The sequence below is a fragment of the Stutzerimonas stutzeri genome, from assembly GCF_002890895.1.
In the GTDB taxonomy this organism is placed as follows: Bacteria; Pseudomonadota; Gammaproteobacteria; order Pseudomonadales; family Pseudomonadaceae; genus Stutzerimonas; species Stutzerimonas stutzeri_AB.
This window is the reverse complement of record NZ_POUL01000001.1, coordinates 376,193-395,517: the sequence shown is the minus strand read 5'-3', so window position 1 is coordinate 395,517 and position 19,325 is coordinate 376,193. Positions and strand designations below refer to the sequence as shown.

Annotated in this window: 23 protein-coding genes; 10 read left to right on the top strand and 13 right to left on the bottom strand. The window is 60.5% G+C overall.

Features of this window, described 5'->3' with window-relative positions:
• Positions 1-143 precede the first annotated feature (143 nt).
• On the bottom strand, positions 144-1,277 hold the full coding sequence (locus tag CXK96_RS01865) for an aminotransferase class V-fold PLP-dependent enzyme (protein ID WP_102834798.1): 1,134 nt from the start codon (positions 1,275-1,277) through the stop codon (positions 144-146).
• A 73-nt stretch (positions 1,278-1,350) separates the two neighbouring features.
• Here CXK96_RS01865 and CXK96_RS01860 point away from each other — a divergent pair, with 73 nt between their 5' ends.
• The 4 genes from CXK96_RS01860 to CXK96_RS01845 all read left to right on the top strand — a co-directional run bounded on the left by CXK96_RS01860 (position 1,351) and on the right by CXK96_RS01845 (position 4,165).
• Complete coding sequence (locus CXK96_RS01860) at positions 1,351-1,971, top strand: TetR/AcrR family transcriptional regulator (protein ID WP_019342493.1); 621 nt, start codon at positions 1,351-1,353, stop codon at positions 1,969-1,971.
• A 47-nt stretch (positions 1,972-2,018) separates the two neighbouring features.
• A complete protein-coding gene (locus CXK96_RS01855; RefSeq protein WP_102834797.1) occupies positions 2,019-2,909 on the top strand; it encodes a radical SAM protein in 891 nt (296 codons plus the stop codon).
• Positions 2,910-2,983: 74 nt separating this feature from the next.
• The gene (locus tag CXK96_RS01850; protein ID WP_102834796.1) at positions 2,984-3,589 is read left to right on the top strand and encodes a DUF4823 domain-containing protein; all 606 of its coding nucleotides are present in this window, start codon (positions 2,984-2,986) and stop codon (positions 3,587-3,589) included.
• Positions 3,590-3,598: 9 nt separating this feature from the next.
• The gene (locus CXK96_RS01845; protein WP_102834795.1) at positions 3,599-4,165 is read left to right on the top strand and encodes a DUF1285 domain-containing protein; all 567 of its coding nucleotides are present in this window, start codon (positions 3,599-3,601) and stop codon (positions 4,163-4,165) included.
• A gap of 102 nt (positions 4,166-4,267) precedes the next feature.
• Here CXK96_RS01845 and CXK96_RS01840 read toward each other — a convergent pair whose 3' ends face one another.
• The 3 genes from CXK96_RS01840 to dapE form a co-directional block, all read right to left on the bottom strand.
• The gene (locus CXK96_RS01840; RefSeq protein ID WP_102834794.1) at positions 4,268-4,639 is read right to left on the bottom strand and encodes a hypothetical protein; all 372 of its coding nucleotides are present in this window, start codon (positions 4,637-4,639) and stop codon (positions 4,268-4,270) included.
• A gap of 121 nt (positions 4,640-4,760) precedes the next feature.
• Positions 4,761-5,564 (bottom strand): putative RNA methyltransferase, encoded by an 804-nt coding sequence (locus tag CXK96_RS01835; RefSeq protein ID WP_102834793.1) that lies wholly within the window; start codon positions 5,562-5,564, stop codon positions 4,761-4,763.
• On the bottom strand, positions 5,558-6,706 hold the full coding sequence (gene dapE / locus CXK96_RS01830; RefSeq protein WP_102834792.1) for a succinyl-diaminopimelate desuccinylase: 1,149 nt from the start codon (positions 6,704-6,706) through the stop codon (positions 5,558-5,560). The genes CXK96_RS01835 and dapE overlap by 7 nt, the downstream gene beginning before the upstream one ends.
• A 159-nt stretch (positions 6,707-6,865) precedes the next feature.
• Between dapE and tcdA the strand changes: the two genes are divergently transcribed.
• Positions 6,866-7,672, top strand: coding sequence for a tRNA cyclic N6-threonylcarbamoyladenosine(37) synthase TcdA (gene tcdA / locus CXK96_RS01825; RefSeq protein WP_102834791.1), 807 nt, complete (start codon positions 6,866-6,868; stop codon positions 7,670-7,672).
• Between the two features lie 18 nt (positions 7,673-7,690).
• On the opposite strand, the gene CXK96_RS01820 is transcribed toward tcdA, so the two are convergent.
• The 4 genes from CXK96_RS01820 to CXK96_RS01805 all read right to left on the bottom strand — a co-directional run bounded on the left by CXK96_RS01820 (position 7,691) and on the right by CXK96_RS01805 (position 10,862).
• Positions 7,691-8,122: a SufE family protein gene (locus CXK96_RS01820; RefSeq protein ID WP_102834790.1), complete on the bottom strand. Its 432-nt coding sequence runs from the start codon at positions 8,120-8,122 to the stop codon at positions 7,691-7,693.
• Positions 8,119-9,324 carry an aminotransferase class V-fold PLP-dependent enzyme gene (locus CXK96_RS01815; RefSeq protein WP_102834789.1) on the bottom strand — a complete coding sequence of 402 codons (1,206 nt, stop codon included), beginning with the start codon at positions 9,322-9,324 and terminating at the stop codon, positions 8,119-8,121. Before CXK96_RS01815 ends, CXK96_RS01820 begins: the two co-directional genes overlap by 4 nt.
• 89 nt (positions 9,325-9,413) lie before the next feature.
• Positions 9,414-10,448, bottom strand: coding sequence for a 2,3,4,5-tetrahydropyridine-2,6-dicarboxylate N-succinyltransferase (dapD, locus tag CXK96_RS01810; protein WP_102834788.1), 1,035 nt, complete (start codon positions 10,446-10,448; stop codon positions 9,414-9,416).
• A 42-nt stretch (positions 10,449-10,490) separates the two neighbouring features.
• Positions 10,491-10,862, bottom strand: coding sequence for an ArsC family reductase (locus CXK96_RS01805; RefSeq protein WP_102834787.1), 372 nt, complete (start codon positions 10,860-10,862; stop codon positions 10,491-10,493).
• Positions 10,863-11,050: 188 nt separating this feature from the next.
• Here CXK96_RS01805 and CXK96_RS01800 point away from each other — a divergent pair, with 188 nt between their 5' ends.
• Positions 11,051-11,296 (top strand): hypothetical protein, encoded by a 246-nt coding sequence (locus CXK96_RS01800; protein ID WP_102834786.1) that lies wholly within the window; start codon positions 11,051-11,053, stop codon positions 11,294-11,296.
• An 11-nt stretch (positions 11,297-11,307) separates the two neighbouring features.
• The gene (locus tag CXK96_RS20690) at positions 11,308-11,454 is read left to right on the top strand and encodes a hypothetical protein (protein WP_159968678.1); all 147 of its coding nucleotides are present in this window, start codon (positions 11,308-11,310) and stop codon (positions 11,452-11,454) included.
• A gap of 38 nt (positions 11,455-11,492) precedes the next feature.
• On the opposite strand, the gene dapC is transcribed toward CXK96_RS20690, so the two are convergent.
• From dapC to purM, 5 genes are read right to left on the bottom strand one after another with little or no spacing between them, the layout of a single operon-like run.
• Positions 11,493-12,689: a succinyldiaminopimelate transaminase gene (gene dapC / locus CXK96_RS01795; protein WP_102835030.1), complete on the bottom strand. Its 1,197-nt coding sequence runs from the start codon at positions 12,687-12,689 to the stop codon at positions 11,493-11,495.
• Between the two features lie 49 nt (positions 12,690-12,738).
• Positions 12,739-13,404: a COG3650 family protein gene (locus CXK96_RS01790; protein WP_102834785.1), complete on the bottom strand. Its 666-nt coding sequence runs from the start codon at positions 13,402-13,404 to the stop codon at positions 12,739-12,741.
• Positions 13,405-13,461: 57 nt separating this feature from the next.
• A complete protein-coding gene (locus CXK96_RS01785; protein ID WP_102834784.1) occupies positions 13,462-14,172 on the bottom strand; it encodes a DUF3108 domain-containing protein in 711 nt (236 codons plus the stop codon).
• Positions 14,173-14,180: 8 nt separating this feature from the next.
• Positions 14,181-14,828: a phosphoribosylglycinamide formyltransferase gene (gene purN, locus CXK96_RS01780; RefSeq protein ID WP_102834783.1), complete on the bottom strand. Its 648-nt coding sequence runs from the start codon at positions 14,826-14,828 to the stop codon at positions 14,181-14,183.
• Positions 14,828-15,886 carry a phosphoribosylformylglycinamidine cyclo-ligase gene (purM, locus tag CXK96_RS01775; RefSeq protein WP_102834782.1) on the bottom strand — a complete coding sequence of 353 codons (1,059 nt, stop codon included), beginning with the start codon at positions 15,884-15,886 and terminating at the stop codon, positions 14,828-14,830. The genes purN and purM overlap by 1 nt, the downstream gene beginning before the upstream one ends.
• Before the next feature lie 330 nt (positions 15,887-16,216).
• Here purM and CXK96_RS01770 point away from each other — a divergent pair, with 330 nt between their 5' ends.
• The 3 genes from CXK96_RS01770 (at position 16,217) to hda (ending at position 19,252) form a co-directional block, all read left to right on the top strand.
• On the top strand, positions 16,217-17,350 hold the full coding sequence (locus tag CXK96_RS01770) for a DUF2066 domain-containing protein (RefSeq protein ID WP_102834781.1): 1,134 nt from the start codon (positions 16,217-16,219) through the stop codon (positions 17,348-17,350).
• Positions 17,351-17,462: 112 nt separating this feature from the next.
• Positions 17,463-18,551: an AI-2E family transporter gene (locus CXK96_RS01765; protein ID WP_102834780.1), complete on the top strand. Its 1,089-nt coding sequence runs from the start codon at positions 17,463-17,465 to the stop codon at positions 18,549-18,551.
• The gene (gene hda, locus CXK96_RS01760) at positions 18,548-19,252 is read left to right on the top strand and encodes a DnaA regulatory inactivator Hda (protein ID WP_102834779.1); all 705 of its coding nucleotides are present in this window, start codon (positions 18,548-18,550) and stop codon (positions 19,250-19,252) included. The genes CXK96_RS01765 and hda overlap by 4 nt, the downstream gene beginning before the upstream one ends.
• Positions 19,253-19,325: the final 73 nt, after the last annotated feature.

Genomic DNA, 19,325 nt, shown 5'->3' with positions numbered 1-19,325 from the left:
CACGTTCCTCGCTCCCTCAGCTGGCCGAGCATTGGGGGGATTGCGCGGCCAGTGATTGAAGTATTGGTCCGGATCGTTAACCCTGCTGGGCGAATACGGCCCTTTTTAAACGGATTTGGAATAGTCACGATCAGGCTGATCGCTCACTTCACGAGCAGCCGGTGAATGACTGCCAAAGTTTGTTCGATAACCTCTGCTCGCGTGTAGAAATGCGGTGACAGCCTGATCCCTCCGCCCCGAAGCGCACAGACGACCTGCTCCTGTTTGAGGCATTGAAAAAGCGTCGGGTTGTCCAGCCCCTCAATCCGGAACGTCAGGATGCCTGCCCGTCGGCCTGGATTGGTTGGGCTCAGCAGCGCGACTCCCGGCATGGCCTCCAGCTCGCGCTGAAGATGCTCAATGCGTTTGGCCAGCGCCTGGCCCACTGCGACCATTCCTACTTCTTCGAGCAGAGACAAGCTTGCGTCCAATGCCATGGCGCCAAGCAGATTTGGGCTGCCGCACTCGAAGCGCTGGGCGCTGGATGCTGGCTGCCAGTCGCTGCGGTCATAATCACCGGCGTGCTCGAGCATATGCCAGCCGTATTCGTGAAGCTTGAGCTGACCGCGCAAGTCGCTACGGCAATAGAACACCCCCAGGCCCTCCGGCCCCAATAGCCATTTGTGCCCGTCCGCCATGGCGAACGCGCATCGATACTGCTGAACATCGAATGGCAGCGCGCCCAGCTGTTGTATTGCATCGATGCACAGCAGTACCCCTCGTTGTTCGCAGCCTTGACCGAGTCGTGGTAGATCAAGCCTTAGCCCACTTGCGTACTGCACGGCACTGATCGCCAGCAGGCGCACATTCGGGCCACAGGCTGCTAGCAGATCGCCTTCGGGATCTTTGCCCTTGAGACTGACCTGGATGACCTCAACTCCTTGCGGTTGCAGCGCCTCCCAAACCACACGATTGGAGGGGAACTCCTCGTCGCTTATGACGACTTGGTCACCTGCTTTCCAATCCAGCCCAAAGGCCACGAAAGAAAGTGCTTCCGAGGTGTTCTTGACCAGCGCAATGTCCGCTGGGCTGGGTGCGTTGAGCAGTCTGGCCAGACGATCTCGCAAGCGGGTTTCGACCGCCAGCCATTGAGGATAATCGCGCGCGCCAACCGTGCTGTTCTGCTCGGCAAATTTGATTACCGCATCGCTCGCTCGACGTGGCCAGGGCGCCACAGCCGCGTGATTTAGGTACCGTAAGCCTTCGATTTGGGGAAATTCGTCATTCAATGTACTCATAGGCAATGTTCCGTGCATTTTCTGACTAAACAGGCATAATCATCTGCTTCGATTTTTCACTCCGCAGCCTCTTATGCAAAATGAATCCCGCAAGGTCCGCGAATTTCGCCGTCGCGAACAAGAGATTCTCGACACGGCGCTCCAGCTGTTCCTCGAACAAGGTGAAGACAGCGTCACTGTCGAGATGATCGCCGACAGGGTTGGCATCGGCAAAGGCACCATCTACAAGCACTTCAAATCGAAGGCTGAAATCTACCTTCGGCTGATGCTCGACTACGAGCGGGATCTGAATGAGCTGCTCCATTCGCCGAGTCTCGATCAGGACAAGGAAGCGCTGTCGCGCGCCTACTTCGAGTTTCGCATGGGCGACCCCCAGCGTTATCGCCTGTTTGACCGGCTCGAGGAAAAGGTAGTCAAGGGCAATCAGGTGCCGGACATGGTCGAGGAGCTTCATCGTATCCGTGCCTCCAACTTCGAGCACCTGACCCAGTTGATCAAAGGTCGCATCGCCGAAGGCAAGCTGGAAGATGTGCCGCCTTACTTCCACTATTGCGCAGCCTGGGCTCTGGTGCATGGAGCTGTTGCGCTGTATCACTCGCCATTCTGGAGCAATGTTCTCGAGGATCAGGAAGGTTTCTTCCAGTTCCTAATGGATATCGGCGTGCGTATGGGAAACAAGCGCAAGCGCGACTAGCAACTTGGACCAGCGGCAATGGCTAGCTGGCGAGGCGGGTACATCCGATGAGCACATTTCCCATCAGCTACATCGAGCCGGTGTTCCGGCCGCCAAGCGAAGCGCATTCGCTGATCTTGCCTGTTACCAATGGATGCTCCTGGAATCGCTGCACCTTCTGCGAGATGTATGTTCAGCCGCAGAAGAAATTCCGTGCTCGAGATGAAGAGCAGGTGCTCGAAGAGATCAGGCGATGTGGCGAACGACTGATCGTTCAGCGCGTGTTTTTAGCTGATGGAGATGCGCTGGTACTACCGACTCGCCGACTGCTGACTATTCTCAAGCAAATCCGGAAGCACATGCCCGATGTCGAGCGCGTGTCGAGCTACTGCCTGCCGCGTAACCTTCGCAAGAAGTCGGTCGACGAGCTCAAGGAGCTTGCCGATGCCGGTCTCAAAATGGCTTATATAGGCGCTGAGTCCGGGGACGACGAGGTGTTGGCGCGGGTCAATAAAGGTGAGACCTACGAGTCGACGCTTAGCGCATTGGATAAGTTGCGACAGGCTGGAATCACCCGCTCGGTGATGATCCTCAACGGCCTCGGCGGAAAGGCCCTCAGCGAGCAGCATGCATTGAATTCGGCCCGCTTGATGAACCAGGCGCAACCTGAGTACCTGTCTACGCTTGTCGTCAGCTTCCCCGGTGGCGAGGCGCGCTTTCGCGAAGGATTTGCGGATTTCCAAGCGCTTGACCGTCAGGCACTGTTTGGCGAGATCCAAACCCTGCTGCAGTCGCTGGAACTCGAGGACACCGTATTCCGCAGCGACCATGCTTCGAATTACCTGGTTCTCAAGGGCGTTCTCGGTCAGGACAAGCGCGCCCTGTTGGCTCAGGTCCGCCAGGCCATTGAATCACCGGAGCGTGCGCCGCTGCGCCAAGAGTGGCAGCGGGGGCTCTGAGACACATTCCTGCGAACTGGCGTGTTTGCTGCATTGCTTTGCCGAACGTCGGATTTCCGTCAGGACTGGTGCAAATGATGAAAGTGTTCAGCCTTATCGTGGCCGTGCTCATGCTGAGCGGCTGCATGAAAGTCAGCGATATGGCCGAGGAAACCCGCTTCCAACTGCGAGACGTTGGCATTCTCGACCATAGCGAGACGGTGAGGTCCGCCTCGTGGCGGCTGCAGCCGGATTCCTTCATCTACATTGCGCAGGGGCATTTCGTTCCCCCAGGCGGGGCCTATCCTCGACCGAACGTGGTGGCCGAAGAGGCGTTTGAGAGCTTCGTCCTTTACTTTCCGCTGGTCCGGCGCGCTCCAGAACCTGTAGGGCTGGAGGAAGCATTGAACCAGGCGGCGATCGCTGGTGCCCATTACTTGTTGTATTCGCGATTCGCCGCGGCCGATGACCGTATTGGCAGTTTTGACGAGCTCAACGATCAGCGCGCGCTTGATCGTGTAGGTGTCGATACCAGCGTGGTTCAGTTGATGCTGATCGAGACCGGAAATCGGTATCTGGTCGATACCGCCAGTATTCGCAGTCGCGGCGGTTTGCTAAACATTTATGACGCGACACCGCAGGTCTTGTTGGGGCCGCCCTTGCGTGATTACGCCCGGCGCCTGATAGGCCTGGGACGCTGAGGAGCCGACATGAGCGATACGGGAAAAGCTGCAAACCTGTTAAGTCAGATTCCCAAGGCCGAGAAAAAAGGCCTGCCACCGGTACACCTGTGGAACCCGCCGTTCTGCGGTGATCTGGATATGCGAATCGCGCGCGACGGGAGTTGGATCTACCAAGGTACGCCAATCGGGCGGCCAGCGATGGCGCGGCTGTTTTCCTCGGTTATTCGGCGAGACGGCGATGATTATTTCCTGGTGACCCCGGTCGAGAAGGTCGGCATCAAGGTGGATGACGCGCCTTTTGTGGCTATCGAGTTGGTGGTGGAAGGAAGTGGCGAAGGCCAGGTGCTGCGCTTTATCACCAATGTCGGCGACGAAACCGAAGCGGGAATCGAGCACCCTATACGGGTCGAGCTGGATCCGGATACGCAGGAGCCTGCGCCCTACGTTCATGTACGGGCAAACCTCGAGGCGCTGATTCATCGCAACGTGTTTTACCAGTTGGTGGAGCTGGCTGTTCCGCGAGATATCGATGGTGTCGCTTGGCTAGGTGTGTGGAGCCATGGCCAGTTTTTTCAGATTGGTCGCTCCGAGTAGCGCGTCAGAGCGGCTTGAGCCGCTCACTTTCCGCTCTCTGTAACCCTTTGCTGGCTTCGCGTCTCGTCACAGATGTATCGAGTGCGCTGCGCTGACTGAGGGTCAGTCGGTGCGCCAGACGATTTCAGCTTCACCACGCTCACTGACGCTGATCCAGCGGTCGGCGTCTTCCACCGATTCCTCTTCCTGCCAACCGCCCGGTGCGCAGCGAATCTCCACGCCGAGTGCCTGATAGGCATCGCGGGCGCAGGCTATGTCGTCTTCCCAGGGCGTGGCGTCGCTTTCAAGCAGCAGGCTGTGCCACTTGCCCACGGCCTTGGGCAGCCAGGTCACTGGAATGTCGCCGGCCCTGCACTTGAAGGTTTTACCCTTTGCTTGCCAGGGGGAGCAGGCTCCGACCGCCTGGGTCAGCCAGTCAGTGACGGCGTCCTGGCTGGCGTCCCTGAGGTAGATTTCGATATCCGGTTGACGCATGGAATGGCCTTGTCTGGCTGACGTTGCAGCCGGTTGGATGGAAAGTGTTGAGGCCTCAGAGGCCACATCAGACGCACTGGGTCGACTTTAGGTCGAGGTAGCGTTCGCTTGTTGGTTCTGATCAGTCTCGTTGAATCCAGTCATAGCGTATCGCAACCCGAACGTGCAATGGCGCCTCAATGACCGCTGCGCGGCGTGCGGCACTGGCGCGCCAGCCGTGCGGAGTCATCGCCAGCAGATCGGCGCGCGCCTGCGAGTCATCCAATTGCAGCTCGAAGGTTAGGGTCTCGCTGTGTGCGAGATGCATACCCTCAGGAATAAGCGACAGATGCTTCTGGTCGTCGTAATCACGGACCTCGTCGTACAGCAGCCCTCGCAGTTCCCATAAATGCTCCCGAGTCGGCCCCATGCGCAGCAGGCCGCCGCCGGGCGCTAGCAGGCGGCGTGCTTCGGTCCAATCTAACGGACTGAACACACTGGCCAACAGATTGCAGCTGGCATCGGCCAGCGGCACCCTGGCCATGCTTGCAACCAGCCAGTCGATCTGCGGCGCGCGCTTGCAGGCGCGCTTGACGGCTTCGCGGGAAATGTCCAGCGCATAGCCTTGCGCGCCGGGCAGCGCTTGAGCGATTTGCGCCGTGTAATAGCCTTCGCCACAGCCAATATCGAGCCAGCGACGCGGCGATCGCTCGGCCGCCAGTTGTGCCAGGCGTTTCGCCAGCGGCGCGTAGTGGCCGCCATCGAGAAAGCGCCGCCTCGCCTCGACCATAGCCTGGTTGTCGCCGGGATCGCGGCTGTTCTTGTGTTGCACCGGGAGCAGGTTCAGATAGCCCTGACGGGCCCGATCAAACCGATGATTGGCCGGGCAGGCAACGCCATTTTCCACCGCACCCAGCTCGCCGTGGCAGATAGGACAGATCAGCATGCGAGCAGGTTGACCAAGGTCTGGTAGTAGATCTCGGTGAGCAGATCGAGGTCGCTAGCGAGGATATGCTCGTCCACCTGATGAATCGTCGCGTTTACCGGCCCCAGCTCGACCACTTGGGTGCCCAGTGTGGCGATGAAGCGCCCATCCGAGGTGCCGCCGCTCGTAGAGGGCTTGGTCTCGCGGCCGGTGACGCTGCGGATCGCTGCAGCCACGCCATCAAGCAGATCACCTGGTTCGGTCAGAAAGGGCAGGCCTGAAAGCGCCCAGTCGACGTTCCAGTCCAGGCCGTGCTTGTCGAGAATCGCCGCGGTGCGTTGCTGCAATCCTTCGACCGTGGATTCGGTGGAAAAACGGAAATTGAACACGGCCTCCAGCGTTCCGGGGATGACGTTGGTCGCGCCGGTGCCTGAATTCAGATTGGAGATCTGGAAGCTGGTCGGCGGGAAGAACGGGTTGCCGTCATCCCAGTGTTCGGCGGCCAGCTCGGCCAGGGCCGGCGCAGCCAGATGGATCGGGTTTTTAGCAAGATGCGGGTAAGCCACATGGCCCTGTTGGCCGCGAACGGTAAGCGTGCCGCCGAGCGAGCCGCGGCGGCCGTTCTTGACCACATCACCGACAAGTGTGGTGCTCGATGGCTCGCCGACAATGCACCAATCCAGTCGCTGGCCCCGTTCCCGCAGACGTTCTACGACGGCCTTGGTGCCGTAGTGTGCAGGGCCTTCCTCGTCGCTGGTGATGAGGAAAGCGATCTGGCCATTGTGGTTCGGGTGCTTAGCGGTAAAGCGCTCTACAGCCACAATCATCGACGCCAGGCTGCCTTTCATGTCTGCTGCACCGCGGCCATGGAGCATGCCGTGCTCATCAATTCGCGCGGCGAACGGCGGGTTCTGCCACGCCTGTATCGGGCCGGTAGGGACCACATCGGTGTGGCCGGCGAAGCACAGGACCGGACCTTCGTTGCCGCGAATCGCCCAGAAGTTTTCGACGTCCTCGATGTGCATTGACTCGATGGCAAAGCCGCAGGCGGAGAGCCGCTCGGTCATCAGCTGCTGACAGCCCTCATCCAGCGGGGTGACCGATGGCCGATTGATCAGCTCGCAGGCAAGTTCGAGGGTCGGGGAGAGGGCGGCGGCGGTCATCACGGCTCCGGGGTAAGGCGGGGAAAGGGCGCCATATTAAATTAAAAAGCAGGGCAGCAGCGGGTCAGAACCAGCCTTGTTGAAAACGCCTCGGTATGCCTGGTTGGGACGGCGAGGGCTCGGGCCTATAATCCGCGAATGTCTTGTTTGAGGTATGCCATGTCTATCGACGATCAACGGTTCGGCGGCATCGCCCGTCTGTACGGCTCCGAGGGGCTGCAGCGGCTGGCGGCTGCGCATGTCGCGGTGGTCGGTATCGGCGGGGTCGGTTCCTGGGCGGCCGAGGCGCTGGCGCGCAGCGGCGTTGGTGAAATCAGCCTGTTCGATCTGGATGACGTCTGCATCACCAACACCAACCGGCAGGTGCATGCGCTTGAAGGGGCGGTGGGCAAGCCAAAGGTGGACGAGATGGCGGCCCGGATCAGGGCAATCAATCCGGCGTGCGTGGTTCACCCCGTGGCCGATTTCGTTACCCGCGAAACCATGGCCGACTACATTACCGAGCAGCTCGATTGCGTTGTCGACTGCATCGACAGCGTACCGGCTAAAGCCGCGCTCATCGCATGGTGCAAGCGGCGCAAGATCCAGATCATCGCGACCGGCGGGGCTGGCGGACAGGTCGATCCCACCCAGATCCAGGTCGCCGACCTGAACAAGACGTTCAACGACCCGCTGGCGGCGAAAGTGCGTTCGCTGTTACGGCGCGACTATAACTTCTCCCGCACGCCAGGTCGGACCTACAGCGTGCCCTGTGTGTTCTCTACCGAACAACTGCGCTACCCCAAACCGGACGGCGGCGTTTGCCAGAGCAAGAGTTTTGTCGGCGAGGGGGTAAAGCTCGACTGCGCCGGCGGGTTTGGAGCGTCAATGATGGTGACTGCCAGTTTCGGCTTGGTCGCTGCAGCGAGGGCGGTGGACAAGCTGGTCGCCGGGGCTCGGAGACCGGCGGAGCGTTCGAAGAGCTGAAACCGCCACACTTTGGCCTCAGCCTTTCGAGGCGGGTCCGGCAGCCGTCGCCAGCTCGCGCATTCTGCCGATAACGGCGTTCATCCCATTGGCGCGGGATGGCGAGAGCTGCCGAGAGAGGCCCAGTTGGCCGAACCAGTCCGCTACGTCCAGCCGCAGCAGTGCATCGGCATCCAGGCCATTAACCCGAGCCAGCAACACGGCAAGCAGCCCGCGCAACAGACGGGCCTCGCTGGTGCCGCGAAAGTGCCAGCTATCGCCTGGCTGATCGCCAACCAGCCAGAGTTTGCTGTCACAGCCGGCAACCAGGTTGAGCTCATTGCGCTCGGCGTCGCTCAGGGGCTCAAGCCGATCACCCCATTGCATCAACAACCGCGCACGTTGCTCCCAGCCTGCCGCCAGCTGAAAGGCCTGCAGCGTCTCCTCGGCTGCTTCGGGCAGCTCGGTCATCGCAGCATTTCCAATGCCTGATCCAGCGCATCGAAGAATCGCTGCAGATCGACACCATCATTGTACAGTCCGAGCGATACGCGAATCGCGCCTTCGACCCCCAGAGACTTCATCAGAGGTTGCGCGCAGTGGGTGCCACTGCGTATGGCAATGCCTTGTTCGGTCAGGATGTGGGCCAGATCACCGTGATGGATGTTGTCGACGGCAAAGCTTGCGAGCGCCAACTGAGGGTTGCCCAACAGCCTCACGCCTGGTCGTTGCGCCAAACCTCTTAACAGCTCGTTGTGCAGGGCCAGTTCATGGCGATCGACGGAATCGGCATCCAGCTTCGACAGATAGTCGAGTGTGGCGCCAAGCCCAATTACCCCGCCGATGGGTGGGGTGCCGGCTTCGAATCCAAGCGGTGCCGCATGAAAGTCGGCACTCTGGAAGTCAGCAACGCGGACCATTTCGCCGCCGAACTGCCAATGCCTGAGTTTGAGCAGCGATTCGCCCCGGCCGTAGAGCGCGCCGACGCCTTCCGGACCGTACAGCTTGTGGCTGGACAGTACATAGAAATCGCAGTCCAGCGCCTGCATGTCATGCCGACCATGGACTACGCCCTGAGAACCGTCGACTACGCTGAGCGCGCCCTGCGCTTTGGCCAGTGGCAGCAGTTCTGCAAGCGGCTGCCAAGCCCCGAGTACATTGGATAACTGGCTGACGGCAAGCAGGCGGGTGCGCGGGCCGATCAGGCTGGCTGCGGCTTCAATATCGATGATGCCGTGTGCGTTGAGCGGCAATACGACCAGCTTCGCGTCTTGGCGTCGGGCCAGCTGCTGCCAAGGCAGCAAGTTGGCGTGGTGCTCCAGGGCGCTGACGACGATTTCATCACCGGCTGTGATTAGGTGTTCCAGGCCGTAAGCCAGCAGATTCAGCGCTTCTGTGGCGCCGCGGGTGAAGACGATTTCGGTCGGACAGGCGGCGTTGAGCCAGCGCGCCACCTTGATCCGTGAGTCTTCGAAGGCGCGGGTTGCTCGCTCAGCCGGCTGGTGCTGCGCGCGATGGACGTTGGCGGTGCCACAGGTGTAATAGCCGGTCAGGGCGTCGATCAATGCCTGGGGCTTCTGCGATGTGGCCGCGCTGTCCAGGTAGGTCTGACCCTGGGACTCAAGGATAGCCAGGGCAGGGAAGTCGGCGCGCCAGGGGGATGTCAGCGGCATGGATACTCCTGAAAGCAGGACGGGACGCCTGATGGAGAACTGCGTAGACAGGCGGGCTGCAGCCGGCCCGTCTACGTCTGACGCTGCGCTTAGTTGTGCGCGTGCAACGCCTCGTTCAGCTCGATTGCAGACTTATGGGTCTTGCATTCGACCGCACCGCTCAACGAATTACGGCGGAACAGCAGGTCGGTCTGGCCGGCCAGTTCGCGCGCCTTGACCACCTTGACCAGCTCGCCTTGTTCATCGAGCAGGTTCACTTTGGTGCCGGCTGTGATGTACAGACCGGATTCCACGGTGTTGCGGTCGCCCAGCGGGATACCGATCCCTGCGTTTGCGCCGATCAGGCAGCCTTCGCCGACCGAGATGACGATGTTGCCGCCGCCGGAAAGGGTGCCCATGGTTGAGCAACCGCCACCCAGGTCCGAGCCCTTGCCCACGAACACGCCAGCCGAGACGCGACCTTCGATCATGCCCGGCCCTTCGGTGCCAGCGTTGAAGTTGATGAAGCCTTCGTGCATCACGGTAGTGCCTTCACCCACATAGGCACCGAGACGGATGCGTGCGCTGTCGGCGATACGGACGCCGGCCGGAACTACGTAGTCGGTCATCTTCGGGAATTTGTCGACCGAAACGACTTCCAGCAGGTAGCCCTTCAGACGCGCTTCCAGCTGACGTTCGGCAAGTTCGGCAAGGTCGACCGCGCCCTGGTTAGTCCAGGCGACATTGGGCAGCAGCGGGAAGATGCCAGTGAGGTTCAAGCCGTGCGGCTTGACCAGGCGATGCGAGATCAGATGCAGCTTGAGGTAGGCTTCCGGCGTGGAGGTCAGCGCGGCGTCTTCGGCGAGCAGCGTGACCACCAGCGGGCGCTGGCTTTCGGCGAGGCGGGTAAGCAACGCGTGCTGAATGGGATCAATCGTCTTGATTGCATCGGCCAGTAGTGCGGCCTGTGTGGTGCTGATAGTGATCGCCTGATTGCCGCCCTGGTAATTGAGCAGCGGTACAACCGCGTCGACCAGCTCGCCGGCTGGACGAAGCAGGGGTTGCGCATAGAAAACTTCGAGCCAGTTGCCCTGACGGTTTTGAGTGCCGACGCCAAACGCCAGGCTGAAGAGGGAGTTGCTCATGGTGGAATCCTTTATTAGTCGCGCTCGTCTTGGCGAGCGGTTTCAGTTCTTGGCTGCCAGCTCGGCAGCGTAAATGTCTGGCTTGAAGCCAACGAGTGTCTTGTCGCCCAGATCGAGAACCGGGCGTTTGATCATCGAAGGCTGGGCCAGCATCAATTCGATGGCTTTTGCCTGGTCAAGATCGGCTTTTTGCTCATCGTTCAGCTTGCGGAAAGTGGTGCCAGCACGGTTGAGTAAAGTCTGCCAACCATGTTCGTTGCACCAGGCTTCCAGGTGGGCGCGGTCGATACCGGCGCTCTTGTAATCATGAAACTCATAGCTTAGCCCCTGCTGGTCGAGCCAGGTACGGGCTTTTTTCATGGTGTCGCACGCCTTGATGCCGTATAGACAGCGTCCTTTGCTTTTATCGGGCATAGCAGCTCCGCTTTCTCCGGCCAAACTGGGCCGCGGATTATGCCATGACGAGACGAAGCCTGCCGTCCGCAGCGTGAAGCTGGCTCAACTTCACTGCTGCGTGCACTCGTCCACGCGAGTGAAAGAGGTTCGACCTTTTCGACCCTTCACGTTGTCCATTGATCACAATCGTAACGATGAGGTCCTGTATGGCACGCAAGCATTTCGAGAACCACGAAGCTATTTCGTCCGCCGTTCCTGCTGACGAGGGGTTCGAGGCTGTGATCGCCGTCAAGCGTCGCGGCACTGATGAGAATGCACACGTTTTCAAAGTCGCCAACGGTCGCCGTTACGACCTCGCGTCTGAAGCGGACGTGGCTGCCGAAGCTGCCTTGACCAAGGTCAGGGAGGTCAGCGACGAAGGCGAGCTGATCTGGGAAGAAAATGCGATCTGACGGAGGTTGTCATGAGCGAATCGGAAAAGCCGAGCACTGAAGAGCAGAGCAGGCAAGACGAAAACACCAAGGCTGATATTCCCGAGCATATGAAGCCGGAGAATCTTGAAAAGCTGCGTGACTATGGCAAGGACATGATTCCGCCAGGCGTTGCCTGAAATCGCCTAACCGGACGCCATCGCGTCCGGTTCCGGCATCAAAGCGTCTTGATGAATGCACGAATCCGCTCTGCGGCCTCGACGCAATCTTCCAGCGGTGCCACGAGCGCCATACGGACCCGGCCGGTACCTGGGCTGAATCCTTCGACTTCGCGAGACAGGTAAGAGCCCGGAACGACAGTGACATGCTCACGTGCATATAACTCGCGGGTGAAACGCTGGTCATCCACTGGCGTCTTGGGCCACAGATAGAAACCGCCGTCCGGCCGCTGCACATCCATCACGGGTGAAAGGATGTCCAGCATCGCGTCGAACTTCTCCCGGTACAGCTGCCGATTGGCCTGCACGTGAGCTTCATCGTTCCAGGCAGCAACGCTGGCCAATTGCGTCTGCACCGGCATGGCGCAGCCGTGGTAGGTGCGGTACAGCAGAAACGCCTTGAGAATACCGGCATCGCCTGCGACGAACCCTGAACGCAGCCCTGGCAGGTTCGAGCGTTTGGAGAGGCTGTGAAAGACCACGCAGCGCTTGAAGTCGTCGCGCCCGAGCGCTGTACAAGCGGTCAATAGCCCGGCAGGCGGCTGGTCTTCGTCGAAATACAACTCGCTATAGCACTCGTCTGCGGCGATGACGAAGTCGAACTCGTCCGCCAGGGCAATCAGCTTCTTCAGCGTTTCAAGCGGGACTAGAGCACCGGTCGGGTTGCCTGGCGAGCAGAGAAAGAGGATTTGCGTGCGCTGCCAAACATCTGCCGAAACCGCGTCGAAGTCTGGGTTGAAGCCATTTTCAGCGGTGCAAGGCAAATAATGTGGAGTGGCGCCGGCCAAAAGCGCCGCACCCTCGTAGATCTGATAGAAGGGATTGGGGCTGATAACCAGCGCACCCTGCTCACGATTGACTACGGCCTGGGTAAAAGCGAACAGTGCTTCGCGGGTGCCGTTGACTGGCAATACATGCCGTGTCGGATCGATGGCTCCCTGGGCTACGCCAAAGCGCCGCTCGCACCAGCGGGCAATCGATTCGCGTAACGCCGGGATGCCCTGCGTGGTGGGGTACACCGCAAGCTGGTCAAGGTTGTCGGCCAGCGTCTGAGCGACGAAATCGGGCGAGCGGTGCTTCGGCTCACCGATCGACAGCGCGATTGGGCGCTTGTCTGCTGGAGGCTGCGCACCGGCAAGCAGGCCGCGCAGTTTTTCGAAGGGATAGGGCTGCAGCAGGGTCAGGGCGTCATTCATGGTCGGGTCTTCGAAGCGTCGAGAGGCGCCAGGCTGCGCCTCGAAAAATTCAGTCTTGGCGGGCGCCGCCATAATAGGCGCAGCCGCGTAAGGTCTGGCCGTCCAGGCGTAGCTCGGCAGTCAGATGGTTGACTGCGCCGGTTGCGCTGTCCAGGCAGCGCTGCGGGGCCACCCACAGTTCGAGGCGCTGATCGTTGGCTTCGGTACTGAAGTTGGTCTGCCCGCCCGGCAGTTGCTCTTCCAGGTAGGGTAGCGCCAAGGCCTGTTGGTCGGGACGCTCCAGGAGCAAGCCGCCGTCGGTGATCTTTACGCTCCAGCCTGGCTCATGCCCCGTCGCGCGCAGGAGCAACTGGTTGAATGCCGCGTCGCTGCAGCCGGGTCCCTCTGCTTGCAGGCGATAGACCTGAGTCAGCTGAAGCTGGTCACTGTTGCCATCTTGATTGGTCAGACTGCCACGCAAGTCGGCAAACAAAGGCTGGTTGCTTCCGGCCTTCAGTGCTTGCACGTCATCGGGTAAACCTGTCGCGCCGCTGTCGACCAAGGCGAGGCTGCGTCGCCCCTGGCAGCTGCTGAATTGCAACCCGCCGTGCTCCTGAGTAATGGTACCTTGCAGGCGTTCGGTCGAGCGCAGCGGAGCCTCTTCGCTCCATTGCAGTGACTGGCAACCGGCAAAAACCGGTAGAAGGCTGAGCAGTAAAGCGCGGGGTGCGATCATGAACGGGCTCGAATTCAGGCGGGGCAGTGCTGCGCCAGTGGGGCTGGCGCAGTTGGATTAGCTACCTTTGACGGCTCGGCCGTCGACGGTGCCTTCTTCGAGCATGATCTGATACTCCTTGCCGTCTTTTTCCACCTGATGCAGGCGGACCAGCATGAAGTCCCAATTCTTGGCGAACCAGAGGATAGTTTGTCGCTTGCTCTGCGTCGGATCGCGCACGCGTTCGACCTTGATGGCGTCGACCTGACCGGCCTTCGTGCTGACCTTTTCCTCGCCCAGGACGCGGAAATCGTAGGTCTCGATCTCGTCACCATCTACTACTTGGTAGCTCATGCTCTTTTCGCCCGCTGCAACCGCGTGCTGAAGGGCGATCTGATAGGTTGATTTGTCCAGCAGGCCGCGATTCAGTGGAAGCTTAACCGGATCACCGCGGTCTTCTCCGACCACCTGTTTGGCTTGCCAGTCAAAATCGTGCTTGATGGACTTGCCTTTGCCCAGCCCGCTGCGCTTGAGTCGGTATTTCTGCGGCAGGAAGGTCTCGCCTTCGACCTGGAAAACGCTGCGCTCATTGAAACTGGCAACCAGCATCGAGGCTTCGAAGTCCAGCTCCCAGGTATTGTCATCGCGCTTTTCCAGGCTGCGCTGGGCTGTGCCGCTGACAGGGACCTGTTTCCAATCCGCGGTGTAGCTGGCGGAGAAAGGCTTCAGCTCAAGGGCCTGAACCGGCAGGGCCAGCACGGCGAGAGCGAGCAGCAAGGCGCGACGCATAATGTCTCCTAGATTTCTAATAAATGGCCAGCGGCCGGCAACAGCACGTTATCCAGCATCGCGCCTTGATCGGCAAGGCGCAAGCGGCCGTCGGCGAACCAGCGGACAGCCAGCGGATAGATGATATGCTCGGCCGCATGCACTCGATCGGTCAGTTGGTCGATGCTTTCGTTGGGTTCGATCTTCAGGCGAGCTTGTATGGCCACAGGGCCGCCGTCGAGCTCCTCGGTCACGAAGTGCACGCTGCAACCGTGCTCCTGGTCGCCTGCATCAAGTGCGCGGCGATGGGTATCCAGTCCCTTGTATTTCGGTAGCAGGGACGGATGGATGTTGAGCAGGCGACCCTGGTAATGGCGAACGAAGCCTGCGGAGAGGATGCGCATGAAGCCGGCTAGCACCACCAGTTGCGGCTGATAGGCGTCGATGATTTCAATCAGCGCCGCATCGAAGGCTTCACGATCAGCAAATCCCTTGTGCTGCAGGACATGCGTATCGATGTCCACCGCCTGCGCACGCTGCAGGCCATAGGCCTCTGCACGGTTTGAAACTACAGCGCGGATTCGCACGGGGCTGTCTTCACCGAGGCTGTCGATCAGGGCCTGGAGATTGCTTCCAGACCCTGAGATCAGCACGACGACATCACAGGGTGCGTGCATCAATGGCTTTTCAGGTTGTTCAGTAGTACGCGCTCGGCATCTTCGCCAGCGGAGCCGATTTCGCCGATAACCCAAGGGCTTTCGCCGGATGAGCGCAGATTGGCCAGTACGGTTTCGACCTGATCCTGGGCGACACAGATGACCATGCCGACACCACAGTTCAACACGCGGTGCATTTCGTGCTCATCGACATTGCCTTGCTGCTGCAGCCAATCAAACACAGCAGGGCGCTGCCAGCTGGCGACATCGATGACTGCCTGACTGCCTTCGGGCAGCACGCGCGGGATGTTGTCCAGCAGGCCGCCGCCAGTGATGTGCGCCATCGCCTTCACCGCGCCGGTCTCTTTGATCAACTTGAGCAATGGCTTCACATAAATACGTGTCGGCGCCATCAAGAGCTCAGTGAGCGGCTTGCCGTCGAGTTGGGTGTTTTCGATATCGGCGCCCGCCACTTCGATGATCTTGCGGATCAGCGAATAGCCGTTGGAATGCGGGCCGGAAGAGGGAAGGGCGATCAGTGCATCGCCAGCGGCTACTTTTGAGCCGTCGATGATTTCACTTTTCTCCACCACGCCTACGCAGAAGCCGGCCAGGTCGTAATCTTCGCCTTCGTACATGCCGGGCATCTCGGCGGTTTCGCCGCCCACCAGCGAGCAACCTGCCAGTTCACAGCCGGCGCCGATACCGGTCACTACCGTGGCGGCGATGTCGACGTTGAGCTTGCCAGTGGCGTAATAGTCAAGAAAGAACAGTGGTTCGGCGCCGCAGACAACCAGGTCGTTCACGCACATCGCAACCAGATCCTGGCCGATGCTGTCGTGCTGGTTGAGATTCAGCGCCAGGCGCAGCTTGGTGCCGACGCCATCGGTGCCGGAAACCAGAACGGGCTGCTTGTAGCCAGCCGGAATTTCACAGAGCGCGCCAAAGCCGCCCAGGCCACCCATGACCTCAGGACGAGCGGTGCGCTTGGCCACGCCTTTGATGCGTTCGACCAACGCTTCGCCTGCATCGATGTCGACACCGGCGTCCTTGTAGCTGATGGAGGGTTGCTTGCTCATAAGAATCCGGACCTGTGAAGGGGAGTGCGGGGCGACCGGGTCAGAATCAGGCTTCTGTCGCGACGCGGCGAGGGCGCCGGACCGGTCTGCGGAAAGCGCGCGATTTTATCAGGCTTGCCGCACAGCGACCATCCCGCGAACGGTGATGTCGAACAGGTGTGCCAGGAACAGACATGAGATTGCGCGGCTAGATGCGCAGCCTGTGACTGCTGCGGTTGCCGCGAGTTAGGGGCCTGTTTAAGGTATAACGCTTGATCACCGTAGCCGAACCCGATCGCCGCCACGCGACCGGCAGGATCCCATGACTGGCTAGCCAGCGAGTTTCTATATATGCGCGTATTTCCCCGTCTTCTGGCGCTCTGCTGCGCAGTTGTGTCTGCCCATAGCATGGCGGCTCCCCTTGCCGACCTCTACAAAGTGCGTGAGCCGGTTGCCAGTCAACAGCCAGCGGAGCGCGAAGAGGCGCTGCGCAAGGCTTTCGACACGCTGGTGCTGCGTCTGACAGGCGATTCCAGCACTGATCAGCAGGCCGTTGCGCCATTGCGCAGCGATCCGCAGCAATTGGTGAGCCGGTATGCCTATGAAGGGGACACCGTCGTCGTCAGCTTTGACCCGGTGACTACCGAGCGTGCGCTGCGTTCAGCGGGGCTTCCGCTGTGGGGTGCTGAGCGTCCGAGCATCCTGACCTGGTGGCTGGGAGAGACTGCTGACGGTTCGCAGCTCGTTGGTGATGCGCAGGAAGGTTCTTCCGACTTGCGTGCTGCCGCCCAGCACCGCGGCCTGCCGTTGCGCTTGCCGCTGGCCGATCTGAGCGAGCAGCTCGTCGCTACCTCCGACGCAATCACTGCAAAGGACCCCCAGGCGCTTCGCGATGTTTCGGAGCGGTACGATGCAGACGGGCTGCTCGCTGTCATGGCGAAACAGTCCGGCGAAAGCTGGGAAGCCGACTGGCGCCTCTGGATGGGTGACAAGCAGACGCAAGGCAAGGCGAGTGGCGACACCCGCGTTGCGCTGGCCGATGAGGTGATGCTCGCCGTGAGTACATTCCTGGCGCCGCAATACCGCGTCAAGCCCGGTGACAGATCGGAGATCACGCTTGAGGTGCTTGGGGCCGACGTGGAGCGTTTTGCCGAACTGGATCGCCTGCTCGAACCCTTCGGCGCACAGCTGCAGCAGGTCGCCAGTGATCGGCTGGTGTATCGCCTCAACGCCAGTCCAGAGCAGCTTCGGGCTCAACTGGCTTTGGCGCGGCTGCAGGAAGTCGCTGCCGATGAAATTGACCCGCAATCGATGGAGACCGCAGACGCTAATGGCGAGGTCGAGCCCACCGGCGAAGGCGAAGTGTCGGCTGGCAGTGCTGAAGCACAGTCAGACGATACCCAGACGCTTGAGGAGCCGGGCACGCCGGCAGCCGAGCAATCCCGGCCGGTAGATCAAGGCACCTTGCTGCGCTACCGCTGGTAGAGGCGATGCCGCTCACAAATCGCGCCTGCCATAACATTTATCGATTCATCGTTTCCCTTGCGCCTGCCGAAGCCATGCGGCCTTGGATCACCCCAGACAAGACGTTGAGAACATGACCATCACCCACAACAACCGCTGGCTATGGCTGGCGGCCCTGTTACTGATTGGCTGGCTGATTTATCAGCTGTCACCAATCCTTTCACCTTTTCTGGTCGGCATCCTGCTGGCCTATCTGGGCGACCCGCTGGTTGATCGGCTGGAGCGCTGGAAACTGTCCCGAACCTGGGGTGTGATTCTGGTTTTCTCGTTGTTCACGCTGTTGTGTCTGTTGCTGCTGCTGGTGTTGGTGCCGATGCTTGGCAAACAGCTGATGCACCTCTATCAACTAGCACCGCAGGGGCTGGACTGGCTGCAGCTGACGGCGTTGCCCTGGGTGCAGGCGCAGTTTGGCCTCGATGAGGATTTCTGGCGCGTCGATCAGCTCAAGAGTGCATTTTCAGCCAATCTCGGCAGCACCAAGGATGTGGTGGCGGTCATCCTCAGTCAGGCTACGGCGTCGAGCATCGCTTTGCTGGCATGGTTGGCGAACCTCCTGCTGGTGCCGGTGGTGTGTTTCTACCTGCTGCGGGATTGGGATCTGATCATGGCCAAACTGCGCACGCTGCTGCCACGGCGGCGCGAGGATGCTGTCATGGCGCTGATGCGCGAATGTCATGAAGTGATCGGCGCCTTTCTCCGCGGCCAGCTGCTGGTCATGTTGGCGCTGGCTGTGGTCTATTCGGCTGGGCTCATGTTGATCGGTGTCGAATTGGGGCTGTTGATTGGCGTGCTGGCTGGCCTCGCGAGCATCGTGCCGTACATGGGCTTCGTGGTGGGCATAGCCGCCGCAGTGATTGCCGTGCTGTTTCAGTCTGGTTTGGAGCTCTACCCGCTGCTGGGCGTCGCTGCGGTGTTCACAGTCGGACAGATGCTGGAAGGCATGCTGTTGACCCCGCTGCTAGTGGGAGACCGTATCGGCCTGCACCCGGTTGCGGTGATCTTCGCGGTGCTGGCGGGGGGGCAATTGTTCGGATTTACCGGCGTGCTTCTGGCATTGCCAGTTGCAGCGGTAATCATGGTTCTGCTGCGCCACGTGCATGATCTCTATAAACTCTCGGACCTCTACGCAGAACCGCCGGTCGAACCACCCCGCCAACCATGAAACCCACTCAGCTCCCCTTGGGCATTCGTCTTCGTGACGACGCCACCTTTGCCAACTTCTACCCGGGCGCCAATGCGGCCGCGCTTGGCTATGTAGAGCGCGTCTGTTCACCCGCAGCTGGCTGGTCCGATGAGTTGATCTATCTGTGGGGCGGTACCGGAGTGGGGCGCAGTCACCTGCTTCAGGCCGCCTGCTTGCGCGTCGAGCAGCGCGGTGAGCTGGCGGTATATCTGCCATTGGCGGAGGTGGCGGAGTACGGCCCGGCGCTTCTGGATAATCTGGAGCAGAGCGAGTTGGTCTGTCTGGATGATCTGGATGCGATAGCGGGCGATCCAGTCTGGGAAGAAGCCTTGTTCCATCTGTTCAATCGCCTTCGCGACAGCGGTCGACGGCTGTTGCTCGCCGCTGATGCCTCTCCTCGAGAAATCGCCGTGCAGCTTCCAGACCTCAAATCCCGGCTGAGTCTATCGCTGGTGTTTCAGCTGCGGGAGCTTTCGGATGAGGACAAGCTTCGTGCGCTGCAGCTGCGAGCGTCGCGCCGCGGTCTGAATCTGCCGGACGATGTCGGTCGTTTCATTCTCACGCGTGGAGCCCGCAGCATGAGCGCATTATTCGAGTTGCTCGATCGGCTCGATCAGGCCTCGCTTCAGGCGCAACGTAAGCTGACCATTCCGTTTCTCAAGGAAACGCTCGGCTGGTAGGAATGCCGGCTGCAGTCTGTTGAGCTCGGCCCGGCTTTGCAGGGCAACGCCGGCAGGCCGAGGCGTAACCTCG